Source organism: Rhodopseudomonas sp. AAP120 (assembly GCF_001295845.1).
GTDB lineage: Bacteria > Pseudomonadota > Alphaproteobacteria > Rhizobiales > Xanthobacteraceae > Rhodopseudomonas.
Genome location: NZ_LJIC01000126.1, coordinates 17,816 through 31,061 on the forward strand (window position 1 = coordinate 17,816; position 13,246 = coordinate 31,061).

Here is a 13,246-nt window from a genome sequence, read left to right on the forward strand (position 1 = left end):
CCACTTGCACTGCCCTCATGCTGAGGAGCTCGGCGAAGCCGGGCGTCTCGAAGGATGAAGGCGACGGGGTGCCCGTGGCCATGGTTCGAGACGGCGCTTCGCGCCACCTCACCATGAGGTTTCGATGCAGCGACGTCAGAAGCAAAGGAAAACGGCGCGGTCATCCGCGCCGTTCTCGTTTGAGTCGCCAGTTCTGCCGGCGAGCCTACTCCGCGCTCGACACCAGCCGGAACCTCGGCTCGGCCTTGGCCATCAGGCTGCGATACGCCGCCAGATAATCCAGCGCCATCCGCCGCGCGGTGAAGCGCTCTTCGAAGCGGGCGCGGATCGCCGAGCGGTCGAGCTCTTCGAGCTGATGCACGGCGGCGACCGCGCTGGTCTCGTCCTCGACGATAAAGCCGGTCAGTCCGGATTCGATGATCTCCGGCACCGAGCCGCGATTATAGGCGATCACCGGCGCGCCGCAGGCCATCGATTCGATCATCACCAGGCCGAATGGCTCCGGCCAGTCCAGCGGCAGCAGCAGGCCGAGCGCGCCTGACAGGAATTCCGACTTCTGCTGATCGCCGATCTCGCCGATGAACTCGATCAGCGGGTGATGCAGCATCGGCTCGATCACCTGCTCGAAATAGTCCTGATCGGCGCGGTCGACCTTGGCGGCAATCTTCAGCGGAATGTCGGCGCGGATGGCGATGCGGATGGCGCGGTCGACTCCCTTCTCCGGAGCGATGCGGCCGAGCACGGCGAGATAGCCGGGCTTGGTGGCGATCGGCGAAAGCAGATCCGCGGGCAGGCCGTGATGGATGGTGCGGATCCAGTTGGCGTTCGGCACCGGCCGGCGCTGCGAATCCGAAATCGACACCACAGGGACTTCGGAGAACGTGGAGAACACCGGCTGGTGTTCGGGAAGGTCGAGACGGCCGTGCAGCGTGGTCAGAAAAGGCGTCGGCTGGCGGTGAAACAGCGACCACGGATAGTAGTCGAGATGGAAGTGGAGGAGATCGAACTCCTCGTTGTCACAGCGCCGTCGTACTTGTTCCAGCATCATCATATGCAGCGCGTTGGGATCTCGCACTGCGCCGTCGAGTCGGAGCGCGCGGGGCCATGGCGCTTCGAGCTTGGCAGAGGTGATTGAATCACCGCTGGCGAACAACGTCACGTCGTGGCCGAGCGCCACGAGTTCTTCCGTCAACCAGTGCACCACACGTTCGGTGCCGCCGTAGAGCTTCGGGGGGATAGCTTCGGTGAGAGGAGCGACCTGCGCGATGCGCATCGACTAGTCTCCTGTTGGTACGTGAGAACGTTGAACATGGGCTTGGATCGAATGGCACCGGCATTGCCAGCTGCGGGAACGTTTTTGCACCTGCGAGGTTCCTTGCATGCGCTCACTTCTTCCACGTTGCTGTCTTGTTGATGCCACTTCCCGATGCCCTCTTGCGGTTGCCGAGAATGGAACAGGGCAGTGATCCCGGCGTAAAGCTGTATCGCTAGCGACCTTGGCGAAGATGCGTTGCGGAGGCGGACTTTTATGGACTCTCTTTCAGGCTACTCGCGTCGGCCGTTTGCCTTCATTTTGCGCTACGTTCGTCAAAGACCGGGCACACATGCGATCATTCTCGGGTGTGTTTTGTTGGCAGTTGCCTGTTCGGTCGGCACTCAGTACGGCGTCAAGTATCTGGTCGACGGATTGAGTGGCGGCCAGTCCGGCGTGGTCTGGCTCGGCTTTCTGTTTCTCGTCGCCCTCATCGCCGCCGACAATCTGCTGTGGCGCGTCGCCAGTTGGATCGGGAGTTTCACGTTCCCCGCCGTCACCGCGGATCTGCGTCGCGACATGTTCCGGCATCTGACCGGACATGCGCCGAGCTACTTCTCCGATCGCCTGCCCGGCATGTTGTCCAGCCGCATCACCGCCACCTCCAATGCGGTGTTCACCATCGAAAACATGTTCGTCTGGAACGTGCTGCCGCCGTGCATCGCGACCTTCCTGGCGATCACGCTGATCGCGACGGTGAGCGGAACCATGGCGCTGGCGCTCGGCCTCGCGGCCGCGCTGCTGCTGGCGCTGGTGTTCAAGCTCGCCGCCGACGGCAAGCCGCTGCACGACGAGTTCGCCGACAAGGCCGCGACGGTCGACGGCGAGATGGTCGATGTCATTAATAATATGCCGCTGGTGCGCGCGTTCTGCGGCCTCGGCTACGAGCACGCGCGGTTCGAGAACACGGTCAATCTCGAAGTGAACGCGCGCGGCCGCAGCTTACGTTACTTGGAGCGGCTGCGCCTGTTGCACGCTGTGATCACCATCGTGCTGACCGTGGCGCTGCTCGCCTGGGCCATCATGCTGTGGCAGCGCGGCGGTGCCTCGACCGGCGACGTCGTGCTGATCTGCACGCTCGGCCTGTCGATTCTGCACGCCACCCGCGACCTCGCGGTGGCGCTGGTCGACGTCACCCAGCACGTCGCCCGCCTCGGCGAGGCGATCGCGACGCTGCTGACGCCGCACGAACTCAGCGATCATCCCGAGGCCGAGCCGCTGATTCGCGCCGGTGCTGCGATCACGTTCAACAACGTGTCGTTCCAGTATCCGGGCGGCTCCAAGGTGTTCGATCGCTTCACGCTGCGGCTGAACGCCGGCGAGCGGGTCGGCCTGGTCGGCACCTCCGGCGGCGGCAAGTCGACCTTGTTCACGCTGCTGCAGCGCTTCTACGACGTGCAGGACGGCAGCATCACCATCGACGGCCAGGACATCTCGCGTGTCACCCAGCATAGTCTGCGCGAAGCGATCTCCGTCGTGCCGCAGGACATCTCGCTGTTCCAGCGTTCGATTCGCGACAACATCCGCTATGGCCGGCCGGGCGCGACCGACGAGGAAGTGCTGCAGGCAGCGATTGCGGCACGTTGCGATTTCGTCGAAACGTTGCCGGAAGGGCTCGACACCATGGTGGGCGACCGCGGCTTCAAACTGTCCGGCGGGCAGCGTCAACGCTTGGCGATCGCGCGCGCCTTCCTGAAGGATGCGCCGATCCTGCTACTCGACGAGGCCACCGCCGCGCTCGACTCCGATTCGGAAGAAGCCATCCGCGAAGCGTTGGCGCGGTTGATGCATGGCCGGACCGTGATTGCGATCGCGCATCGTCTCGCGACGCTGCGAAATTTCGACCGGGTGGTGGTGCTGCAGAATGGTCGTATCATCGAGGACGGTCCGCCCGATCGCCTGATGCAGGGCGAGGGGCCTTACCGCGACCTGGTTTCGCGCGAGATCAGCCGCCTGGCTGCTCACGCGGCCTGACGCGGCGGTTGCGACGTTCCAGCAGCGATAGGATGATCGATGCTTTCTGACGTGATGACCCAACCTGCAGCGGCGCCTGAATCGACGCCGTCTGCGGAGTCGCCGTTCTACATCCCGATGACCGGACCGGCGCGGCCGCGGACCGTGCTGAAGCACGACGACACTTTCATGGTGCTCGACAGCCACGGCGATCTCGGCGCGCCCGGTGGCGCCAGCGACGGCCTGTTCAACGCCGACACGCGCTATCTGGCACGGTTGCAGCTGCGCCTCGCCGACGTGCAGCCGCTGCTGCTCGGCTCCAATCTGCGCGACGACAATTCGGCGTTGACGGTCGATCTCACCAATCCCGATATCTATCGCGAAGGCCGGCTGGTCCTCGCCAAAGATCTGCTGCACATCGTCCGCACCATCTTCTTGTGGCGCGACACCGCGTTTCAGCGCATCGGCTGTCAAAACCATGGTGATGCCGACGCGAGCTTCGAGCTGACGCTGGATTTCGACAGCGACTTCGCCGATCTGTTCGAGGTCCGCGGCAGCGTGCGGCCGCGGCGCGGCACCGCGAGCAGCCGGCGAGTCTCAGACACGAGCGTCGTGTTCGATTATCGCGGGCTCGACGATGTCACACGCAGCACGGCGCTGCACTTCGATCCGGCTCCGAGGCAGCTCAAGGCCGGCCGCGCAATGTACCAGATCAAGCTGGCGCCGGGGCAGACCGCCTCGGTCTTCGTCGCGGTGAGCTGCAACAAGCCGGCGTCGCAGAAGCCGATGCCGTTCTTCCGCAGCCTGCTGGCGCATCGCCGCGAGATGCGCGAGTCGACGCGCGGCGCCACCACGGTCGAGACCTCGAACGACATCTTCAACGAGGTGCTGTGCCAGGCGATGGCCGACCTCAACATCCTGATCACCGAAACGCCGCAGGGCCGCTATCCTTATGCGGGCATTCCTTGGTACTCGACGACGTTCGGCCGCGACGGACTGATCACCGCGCTGCAGATGCTGTGGATCGATCCGCGCATCGCCCGCGGCGTGCTGCGCCGGCTCGCGGCGTTCCAGGCAACCAGCGTCGATCCGCTCAATGATGCGGCGCCCGGCAAGATCCTGCACGAAATGCGCGGCGGCGAGATGGCGGCGCTGCGTGAAGTGCCGTTCGCGCAATATTACGGCAGCGTCGACTCGACGCCGCTGTTCGTGATGCTGGCGGGTCTGTACGTCCAGCGCACCGGTGACGACGAAACACTGAAAGTGTTGTGGCCGGCGATCGAGAAGGGGCTGGGCTGGATCGATGGCCCGGGCGATCCGGACCGCGACGGCTTCGTCGAGTATCAGCGCGCCACCGACCAGGGCCTGCAGAACCAGGGCTGGAAGGATTCGTACGACGCGATTTTCCATGCCGACGGCAAGCTCGCGGAGGGCAATATCGCGCTCGCTGAAGTGCAGGGCTATGTGTTCGCCGCCAAACGGCTCGCCGCGCTATGCGCGCGCAGGCTCGGGCACACCGAGCGCGCTGCCGAACTCGAGCAGCAGGCCGACAAGCTCGCGGCCCAATTCGAGCGCGCGTTCTGGTGCGAGGAACTCGGCACCTACGCACTGGCGCTCGACGGCGCCAAGCGGCCCTGCAAGGTGCGCAGCTCCAACGCGGGGCAGGTGCTGTTCACCGGGATGGTGCGGGCGGATCGCGCCCGGCTGGTCGCGACGGACCTGATGCGGCCGCACTTCTTCTCCGGCTGGGGCATCCGCACCATCGCCTGCGGCGAGCCGCGCTACAATCCGATGTCGTATCACGACGGATCGATCTGGCCGCACGACAACGCGCTGATCACGCTCGGCTTTGCCCGCTACGGCTTCAAGGCTGCGGTGGAGAACGTGTTCAAGGGCCTGTTCGACGCCGCGACCTATATGGAGCTGCGCCGGTTGCCGGAGTTGTTCTGCGGCTTCCAGCGCGAGCGACGCCGCGGTCCGACGCTGTATCCGGTCGCCTGCGCGCCGCAGGCCTGGGCCAGCGCGACGCCGTTCACCCTGCTCGAAGCCGCGCTCGGCATTCAATTCGATGCCGACCGGCACGAGATCCGCCTGGTTAATCCGCGGCTGCCGGCGTTCCTGAACGAGGTGGTGTTGCGCGATCTGCGGATCGGCGCCGCCAGCATCGATCTGCGGGTACGCCGACATGGTGACGGCGTGTCGATGGAAGTGCTGCGCACCGACGGGCGCATTCAGGTTTCGATCGTGTTGGCTCGATAGACGCTCCGATGAGGAGCACGGCGACGCCGTCGCCGTGAGGGAGGCTCGATGCACATCCGGTTTAGTACTGCGTTCGCCCTGGTGGTGATCACCAGCGTCGTCTCGGCCGGACTGCGCGCCGATCCGGCCGATCCCGCAAAACCTGCGGAGCCGGCCAATCAGGCCGAACCCGCCAAGCCGGCGGAACCGGCGAAACCTGCTGAGCCGGCCAAGCAGGCTGAACCCGCCAAACAGGCCGAGCCTGCCAAGCCCCCCGCAAAGTCGTCCGCGACCGCGAAAAGCGATCCGCCGACCGTGACAGTGATTAGTCCCGATGATGCGCGCGGTGTACTTGGTCGTGAAGTGCGCAGCGCGGCCGACGAAGATATGGGCCGCATCGTCGACATCGTGGTCGATAAGGAAGGCAAGACCCGCGCCGCGATCATCGATTTCGGCGGCTTCCTCGGCGTCGGCAGCCGCAAGATCGCAGTGGATTGGACCGCGCTGAAGTTCAGCACCATCGCCAAGAAGGAGGACAAGGTCACGCTCGCGCTGACGCGTGACCAGGTGCGCGCTGCGCCGGAGTACAAGGACGACCAGACCGTGGTCGTGCTCGGGGCTTCCGGTAAGCTGTCGCCGCTCGAGTTCGGCCCGGAGAAGTAGTCTGAGCGCGCCGCTCCCCGAGCGCGGAGCCGGATTCGGCCCGCACCATTCCGCGCCGGCCGAGCCGCCGGGCGACGATCCGGTGCGGGCACCGGAGCCGCCGCGTGCTCCGTCGCAGCAGAGCCAGCGCGGGCTCGACTGGTTCATCTTCTTTCTCGCCGACGTGCAGACCGGGTTCGGCCCGTTCATCGCGGTGTATCTCACCACCCAGAAATGGACCCAGGTCGAGATCGGCCTGGTTCTGTCGGTCGGCGGCATCATCGGGTTGATCGGCCAGATGCCGGGTGGCGCGCTCGTCGACGCAGCGAAAGACGAGCGCAAAGTCGCTGGCGCCGCCGTGGCGGCCATTGGCCTTGCAGCGCTGGCCTATGCGCTGCTGCCGATCTTCCCCGTCGTGATGGCGGCGGCGACGCTGCACGCGGCGGCGAGCTGCGTGCTCGGCCCGTCGATCGCTGCGATCAGCCTCGGCTTGGTCGGGCGCTACGCGATCGGCGAACGGCTCGGCCGCAACGCCCGCTGTGCCTCGCTCGGCAACGGCGTGGCCGCCGCCGTGATGGGCACCGCCGGCTATCTGCTGTCGAGCCGCTCGGTGTTTCTCGTCACCTGCCTGCTGGTGATTCCGACGCTGATCGCGTTGTCGCGCATTCGCGGCAGCGAGATCGACTCTGCCCAGGCGCACGGTGCGGCACGCGCCGACGCTGCGCCGGGCTTCCGGTTTTCCGATCTCGCGAAGTTGCTGCAGCAGCGGCCGCTGCTGGTGTTCGCCGGAGCGATGCTGATGCTGCAACTCGCCAATGCGGCGATGCTGCCGCTGATGGCCAGCGCCGTCACGGCGCGCTCCAGTGACTCCGCGCCGGCGCTGATTGCGTTCTGTATCGTCGTGCCGCAGGCGATCGTGGCGCTGTTTTCGCCGCGTGTGGGCAGATGGGCGCAAGTGATCGGCCGCAAGCCGCTGCTGTTCGCCGGCTTCGGTGCGCTGGCGATCCGCGGTGTGCTGTTCTCGACCGTCACCGACCCGTATCTGCTGGTCGCAGTGCAGGTGTTCGACGGCGTCACCGCGGCGGTGTTCGCCGTGCTGGTGCCGCTGATCATCGCCGACGTCGCGTTCGGCAGCGGACATTTCAGCTTCGCCCAAGGCGTGGTTGGGACGGCCGGCGGCATCGGCGCATCGCTCAGCAACGTCGTGGCCGGACTGGTGGCCGACAAGTTCGGCAGCCACGCAGCCTTCCTCGGCCTCGCCAGCGTCGCCGCGCTCGGCCTGACGCTGGTGTGGCTGCTGATGCCGGAAACGCGGAAGGTGGAGCCGGAGAAGAGTTGAGCGTCAAGACTCAGTCTCTCGTCATTGCGAGGAGCGCAGCGACGAAGCAATCCAGAGACGCAGTGCTCGGCGCCTTTGGATTGCTTCGCTTCGCTCGCAATGACGGTGGAGAGGCTCGTCAGCCCATCAATTTCCGAATCTGCTCGGCGCAGGATTTCGCGGCCTTCTGCGCGGCGAGCAGCGACGCGAAGGTGCGGCGTTCGAGGCTGTGGAAGTCGTGATGGGCGGCGTGGAAGCAGAAGTTGCGTCCGTCGCGCACGACGATGCCGGCGGTGCGCGAGCTCACTTCGATCACATAGGCGTCGGACATCAACCCTCGCCGGCAACTGCCAGCGCTCCCGGAAATCGGGCGCTTTCTCAGGCGCCCGCACGCTTCAGACCGTCGAGCAGGCTCGACGGCGCAGAAACGCCAGCGACCGGGAAATTGTTCCTGTGGCCCTTCGTTAAAATCTTAGCGTTGCACAAACACCAGCAGCACGCCGTTGGCCGCGCTCGGCGGCACCACCACGCTGTTGCCCAGCGTCTTGCCGGCCGCCCCCACGGCCTGCGCAGTGGCGGCGAGGTCGCTGACCGCAATGATGAGGCCGGCGCCGCCGCGCTCCGGCACGGTGTCGAGCGCGATGCCCGGATACTGCTGCGCCAGCGTGTCGCGCGACAGGAAGACGAATTCGGCGCGATCGGATCCCGACGGCACCACGACGCTGCCATCTGGCTCGGAATATTGCTCGCCGTCGATCAGCCGCAGCATGTGCCGGGCGTCGCTCTCCGGCCGCGGCGCGGCGATCAGCACGCGCACCAGCCCGGTGGCGCCGTTGGCGTGGCTCTGCAGCTCGGGAATCCACACGGTGCCGCGGGTGTGGTGCTGACAGGCGAAGATGCGCAGCCCGGCGGGCGCCTCGGTCACCGGCCACTGGAAGATGCTGAAGCGCGCTTCGTCTTCGCCGCCGCCCGGCAGCGGCACCGGCCGGCCGAAATCGATCGGCCCGACCGCGTCGAGGCCGAGGTCACGCAGCTCGTCAGCGCCCTTGGCGGCGTCGGTGGTGGTGAAAGCAATCCGCTCGATGCCGTCGCCGCGGGCGGCGAGGAAGGCGCGGCTCGGCGCGTTGTGCTCGGTCGGGTTCAGGATGCCTAGCAGCTCGATGTAATCGTGCCCGAACATGATGGTGTAATTGCCGGAGCCGAGCGCCGGGCTGTGGGTGCCCCGCGGCGACAGCGTGAAGCCGAGCCGCTGCCAATTGGCCGCGGCGGCGTCCAGATCCTTGACCATGACCACGGCGTGATCGATTCCGACGACGTATTGCAGTGACACGCTGGCTTTGCTCCCCAAAACTCTTGCAGAGTAGGCTAGCCAGATCGTTCCGCCGCCGCAACCCGACGCAGGTCGGAGGCGAAGCGGGCGCGATTGAAATCGATGGAAGGACCGAGAATGACTGCCGACGTGCGCTGGCCGGATTCGCTGTGGGCCGCGGTAACGCCGCCGGGACCCGATCTGCCGGAATTGCGCGGCACTGAAGCCGCCGACGTCGTGGTGATCGGCGGCGGCTTCAGCGGGCTGTCGACGGCGCTGCATCTGCGAGAGGCCGGCGTCGACGTCGCGGTGGTCGAGGCCGCCGAGCCGGGCTGGGGCGCGTCCGGCCGCAACAACGGCCAGGTGATCCCGACGCTGTCCCGGCCCGACCCGGACGACATCGTCGCCAAACACGGCGCCGCCGGCGAGCGGCTGGTCGGACTGATCCGCGACAGTGCGTCGATCCTGTTCGACGTGGCGCGGCGCCACGGCATCGACGCCGAGCAGGAGCAGAACGGCTGGGTGCAGCCGGTGCATTCGCCCGGCCGCATCAAGATCGCCGAGCGCCGGGTTCGGCAATGGTCGAAGGTCGGCGCGCCGGTCGAGCTGCTGTCGCGCGACCAGGTGCGGGACATGCTCGGCTCGGACGCGTGGTTCGGTGGCTTCTGGAACAGGACCGGCGGCCACATCAATCCGCTGGCGCTGGCGCGCGGGCTCGCCCGTGCCGTCGTCGCGCAAGGCGGAAAAATCTTCGCGCGCTCGCCGGCGACAAGCATCGAGCGCCGCGGCGGTCGCTGGATCGTCCGGACCGCGCAGGGCGAGATCAGCGGCCGCGCGCTGGTGGTCGCCAGCAACGCCTACACCGGCGAATTCGCCAAGACGCTGGCGCCGGCGATCGCCAGCGAGGTGATGCCGGTGCGGTCGTGGCAGATGGCGACGCAGCCGCTCGGCGACAACGTGCGCAAAAGCATGATCCCGGGCCGGCAGGCGATGTCGGACACCCACGGCGAACTGATCTTCGGCCGCTTCGACGCCCGCAACCGCTTCGTCACCGGCGGCGCGATCATCCGGCCGTTCAACCAGGTCGCGACGTTGAAGGCGCGCGTCGGCAGGCGGCTGCAGAGCCTGTGGCCGCAGATCGGCGAGGTGAAGTTCGACTACGTCTGGAACGGCTTCATCGGCATGACCACCGACTACCTGCCGCACATCCACCGCCTCGGCCCCAACGCCTACGGCTGGACCGGCTGCAACGGCCGCGGCGTCGCGCTGTCGATCGCGCTGGGCGATCAGTTGTCGAAAGCGGTGCAGGGCGTGCCGGACGGCGAGCTGGCGTTGCCCTTCACCGAGCCGACGCCGATCCCGGCCAACGAACTGCTCCGCCCGTTCGCGCCGCTGATGATGGTGCTGTACCGGCATCGCGACAGCAAGGAGATCGCGTAGTCACGCTGCCTCTCCGTCATTGCGAGCGAAGCGAAGCAATCCAGGGCCACGCACCGGAAGCTGGATTGCTTCGTCGCTTCGCTCCTCGCAATGACGAGGTTCACGGTGTCATTTCAGGGATCGAATATACGGCAGGCTCTCACGTGCCCGGCAGGTCCCGCCAATGCCACGCCCGCTTACTTCTTAGCGGCCGCTTTGACCTGGTAGCGGAAGTCGCAGCATTGGCCGTCCGACATCAGCGTACGCGTGCGGGTCAGCTCGACGCGGGGATCGTAGCCTTCGATGAAACCGTGGTCCCGGTTGCACGAGAGCAGGTGTCCGATCTCCCCCAGCCCCATGTCGCGATACATTTCGGCGTAGCGACAACGATGGACGTCGTAACTGAAGCCGGTATCGTCCGCGCGCAGGACCTCGACCTCCAGGGCGTCGTCCTGCGTCCACAGCTTCTGCAACTCCACGAAGCTGCGGATATCCGCTCCGCCCGGCTCGCGCGCCGCGCATTCGCGGCCCGCCTCGACGGCGGTCTTGGCAATCGCCTCGCCGATCAGCGATTGAGCCCGGTCCTTGCCCAGATGCGCGCACAGCGTTTCGTAGATCGGCTTGATGATGCCGGCTTCGATCCGCCGGCGGGCGAGGATGCCGAGTTCTTCTTCCGCGCTCATGATGAAGCCAATTCCGCAGCGGGGAGTCGTTCCAGGACCTCGAGCAGTGCCGCACTCTCGGCCACCGCACCAAACACGCCGCTCTTCTTGATCAGCAGCTGAATGGCTGCCTCATGCACGGCTTCGAAGCAGGCCCCGGTGCCGTCCGACAGCGTCAGGCAGTCAAAGCCACGGTCGAGCGCCTCGCGCACATTGGTGTGGATGCAGCAGTCGGTCGTGAGCCCGGTCAGGATCAGGTTGGTGATGGCTCGCTCACGCAGATACTTTTCGATATCGGTGAAGCCGAACGCGCCATAGGAGGGCTTGTCGAACACCGGCTCTCCATCGAGCGGAGCGAGCTCCGGGATGATCTGCCAGCACTCGGCACCTTCGATCAGATAGCGCCCTTTCGGGCCCTCGTCACCGACTGCTACGCCTTTGCCGTCGATGCCGCGCCAAAGTCGATGCGGCTGCACGTCCGAGAGGTCCGGCTTGAACGTCTCGCGGGTGTGGATCACCGGCAGGCCGATCGCGCGGCAGGCTTCGAGAACGCGAGCGATGACCGGGATCGGTCGCCGCAGGGCGGAGAGGTCGAAGCCGAACTGGTGCATGTAACCACCCTCGGCGCAGAAATCGCCCTGCACATCGATGACGAGTAGGGCGGTGTTGTGCGTCGTCAGCGCGCCGTGAAGCGGAAACGGATAGGGCGTGGAGTTCAGCTTCGGGGCGACGCCGGTCATTTCTGCACCCACAGGTCATGCCAGCTGCTGGAGGGCCAACGTGGCGTATTGCGGTCATTGCGAAGTTTTTTGTTAGTGACCGTGATGAACTCGCGGTCGGTCGCCATCCACACGGGCACCTGCGTGTTGGCCAGCTTCACGAACTCGGTATAGAGCTGCTTGCGCACTTGGGGATTGAGTTCGATCGCTGCCTTGTCGATGATCTGATCGATCTCGGCATCCTGCCAGCCCCACTGGTTAGTCCAGGGCGCGCCTTTGGTGGCACCGGAGCGATACCAGACCGTCGTGCTGACCGCCGGATCGCTCCTGTACTGGTGACGTCCGGTCGCCAGGTCGAAATTCCAGTCGCGGTAGACGTCGGAGAGGAATCCCGCTGCATCTCGCGGCACGAGTTCGACCTGAATGCCGACCTCGGTCAGGGACTGCTGGATGAAGGTTGCGAAAGAACTGACATCCTCGCCCCACGGCGCGGGCAGCAGTCGAAGTTTGAAGCGCTGGCCGTTGGTGCGCGGATATCCGGCCTCGTCCAGCAGCTTGTTGGCGAGCGCGACGTCGTATTTCAGATCCGGCGCGCCGGGCACGAAGAAGTCCGAAGACTGAGGGATCGGGCCTTGTCCGCGTTTGCCGAAGCCGTAAAGCAGGTTCTCGATGAAGAAATCAGTGTTGATGGCGTGAATGATGGCACGCCGCACGCGAATATCGGACAGCTCCTTGCGGCGGAAGTTGAACTCCACCGTGTTCTGCACTGCGTTGCCTTCATTGCCCTTGGTGGAGACGTTGAAGTCCTTGTGCCCGCGAAGCCGATTGATGTCCGACAACGTCAGCGACGTATAAGCGCTGAGGTCCACCGACCCGCTTTCCAGGGCCATCGCCGCCGCCGATTTGTCGGGGATGAACTTCCATACGATGCGGTCGAGATAGGGGAAGCCCTGGCGCCAGTAGTCCGGATTGCGGTCGGCGATGATGTACTGACCGCGCTCGTATTTCACGAACTTGAACGGGCCGGTGCCGATCGGCTCGATGTTCGCCGGATTGTCGAGAACGTTGGTGCCCTCATAGACGTGCTTCGGCGCGATATACCCGAGGTCCGGCAATGCGCGCAGCAGCAGGTCCAGCGGCATCGGTTCGGAATACTGGAACACGGCCGTGTGCGCATCAGGTGTTTCAACCGCCTGCAGGCTCCGCTGCAAGGTCGAGCCATAGTTCAAGTACTTCTTCCAGAGCTCCATCGCGGTGTACTGGACATCTGCCGACGTGAAGGGCTTGCCATCGTGCCACTTCACGTTCTCACGCAGGGTGAAGGTGATCGTCTTGCCGTCGGCCGACGTTTTCCAGGCGGTCGCCAGCACGCCGACGGGCTTGCCGGCGCTGTCCAGATCCACCAGCGGCTCGACGATCTTGCTGCCGACCAGATACACGTCGACCGACGCCCGGATCGCCGGGTTGAGGATGCGTTGCTCCGCATTCATGTGAACGTTGACCACCCCGCCCCGGAGGGGGGCGTCCTCGGCCAGAACGACGCGGGGCTGCGCCGCGACGAGCGCAGCCAATGCGACCGACGACAGGAACGTGCGCCGGGAAACGAGCGGTTGCATCTTCAAGGTTCGACTCCGTTGGCGAATGCGGCTGGGCGAGGGCCGGCAAGCTACTTGC

General features: G+C 65.7%; 11 protein-coding genes. 5 read left to right on the plus strand and 6 right to left on the minus strand.

All coding sequences use genetic code 11. From position 1 onward, the window contains the following. Positions 1-205 precede the first annotated feature (205 nt). Entirely contained in the window at positions 206-1,273 is a 1,068-nt protein-coding gene (locus IP86_RS19345; protein ID WP_054164058.1) for a glycosyltransferase family 4 protein, read from the minus strand. Positions 1,274-1,528: 255 nt separating this feature from the next. Here IP86_RS19345 and IP86_RS19350 point away from each other — a divergent pair, with 255 nt between their 5' ends. The 4 genes from IP86_RS19350 (at position 1,529) to IP86_RS19365 (ending at position 7,484) form a co-directional block, all read left to right on the plus strand. Beyond that, entirely contained in the window at positions 1,529-3,286 is a 1,758-nt protein-coding gene (locus tag IP86_RS19350; protein WP_054164059.1) for an ABC transporter ATP-binding protein, read from the plus strand. Between the two features lie 39 nt (positions 3,287-3,325). Continuing rightward, on the plus strand, positions 3,326-5,524 hold the full coding sequence (locus tag IP86_RS19355) for an amylo-alpha-1,6-glucosidase (RefSeq protein WP_054164060.1): 2,199 nt from the start codon (positions 3,326-3,328) through the stop codon (positions 5,522-5,524). 48 nt (positions 5,525-5,572) lie between these two features. Then, the gene (locus IP86_RS19360; RefSeq protein WP_054164061.1) at positions 5,573-6,166 is read left to right on the plus strand and encodes a PRC-barrel domain-containing protein; all 594 of its coding nucleotides are present in this window, start codon (positions 5,573-5,575) and stop codon (positions 6,164-6,166) included. A gap of 82 nt (positions 6,167-6,248) precedes the next feature. Next, a complete protein-coding gene (locus IP86_RS19365) occupies positions 6,249-7,484 on the plus strand; it encodes an MFS transporter (RefSeq protein WP_245290678.1) in 1,236 nt (411 codons plus the stop codon). A 118-nt stretch (positions 7,485-7,602) separates the two neighbouring features. Here IP86_RS19365 and IP86_RS19370 read toward each other — a convergent pair whose 3' ends face one another. Both IP86_RS19370 and IP86_RS19375 read right to left on the minus strand, forming a co-directional pair. Next, the gene (locus tag IP86_RS19370) at positions 7,603-7,794 is read right to left on the minus strand and encodes a hypothetical protein (protein WP_054164062.1); all 192 of its coding nucleotides are present in this window, start codon (positions 7,792-7,794) and stop codon (positions 7,603-7,605) included. Between the two features lie 141 nt (positions 7,795-7,935). Continuing rightward, positions 7,936-8,793: a VOC family protein gene (locus IP86_RS19375; RefSeq protein WP_054164087.1), complete on the minus strand. Its 858-nt coding sequence runs from the start codon at positions 8,791-8,793 to the stop codon at positions 7,936-7,938. Between the two features lie 117 nt (positions 8,794-8,910). Between IP86_RS19375 and IP86_RS19380 the strand changes: the two genes are divergently transcribed. Further along, positions 8,911-10,212, plus strand: a complete 1,302-nt coding sequence (locus tag IP86_RS19380; RefSeq protein ID WP_054164063.1) for an NAD(P)/FAD-dependent oxidoreductase — start codon at positions 8,911-8,913, stop codon at positions 10,210-10,212. A 176-nt stretch (positions 10,213-10,388) separates the two neighbouring features. Here the strand turns inward: IP86_RS19380 and IP86_RS19385 are convergent, their stop codons facing one another. The 3 genes from IP86_RS19385 to IP86_RS19395 are packed head-to-tail and all read right to left on the minus strand — an operon-like array spanning position 10,389 to position 13,188. Continuing rightward, positions 10,389-10,874, minus strand: a complete 486-nt coding sequence (locus IP86_RS19385) for an L-2-amino-thiazoline-4-carboxylic acid hydrolase (protein WP_054164064.1) — start codon at positions 10,872-10,874, stop codon at positions 10,389-10,391. Further along, the gene (locus tag IP86_RS19390) at positions 10,871-11,593 is read right to left on the minus strand and encodes a cysteine hydrolase family protein (protein ID WP_054164065.1); all 723 of its coding nucleotides are present in this window, start codon (positions 11,591-11,593) and stop codon (positions 10,871-10,873) included. The genes IP86_RS19385 and IP86_RS19390 overlap by 4 nt, the downstream gene beginning before the upstream one ends. Then, positions 11,590-13,188 (minus strand): ABC transporter substrate-binding protein, encoded by a 1,599-nt coding sequence (locus IP86_RS19395; RefSeq protein WP_054164088.1) that lies wholly within the window; start codon positions 13,186-13,188, stop codon positions 11,590-11,592. The genes IP86_RS19390 and IP86_RS19395 overlap by 4 nt, the downstream gene beginning before the upstream one ends. Between the last annotated feature and the right edge of the window lie 58 nt (positions 13,189-13,246).

Coding starts and splice junctions, on each gene's coding strand:
- IP86_RS19360 (WP_054164061.1), top strand. CDS start 5,573: ATGCACATCCGGTTTAGTACTGCGTTCGCCCTGGTGGTGATCACCAGC.
- IP86_RS19385 (WP_054164064.1), bottom strand. CDS start 10,874: ATGAGCGCGGAAGAAGAACTCGGCATCCTCGCCCGCCGGCGGATCGAA.
- IP86_RS19390 (WP_054164065.1), bottom strand. CDS start 11,593: ATGACCGGCGTCGCCCCGAAGCTGAACTCCACGCCCTATCCGTTTCCG.
- IP86_RS19345 (WP_054164058.1), bottom strand. CDS start 1,273: ATGCGCATCGCGCAGGTCGCTCCTCTCACCGAAGCTATCCCCCCGAAG.
- IP86_RS19395 (WP_054164088.1), bottom strand. CDS start 13,188: ATGCAACCGCTCGTTTCCCGGCGCACGTTCCTGTCGTCGGTCGCATTG.
- IP86_RS19370 (WP_054164062.1), bottom strand. CDS start 7,794: ATGTCCGACGCCTATGTGATCGAAGTGAGCTCGCGCACCGCCGGCATC.
- IP86_RS19355 (WP_054164060.1), top strand. CDS start 3,326: ATGCTTTCTGACGTGATGACCCAACCTGCAGCGGCGCCTGAATCGACG.
- IP86_RS19380 (WP_054164063.1), top strand. CDS start 8,911: ATGACTGCCGACGTGCGCTGGCCGGATTCGCTGTGGGCCGCGGTAACG.
- IP86_RS19350 (WP_054164059.1), top strand. CDS start 1,529: ATGGACTCTCTTTCAGGCTACTCGCGTCGGCCGTTTGCCTTCATTTTG.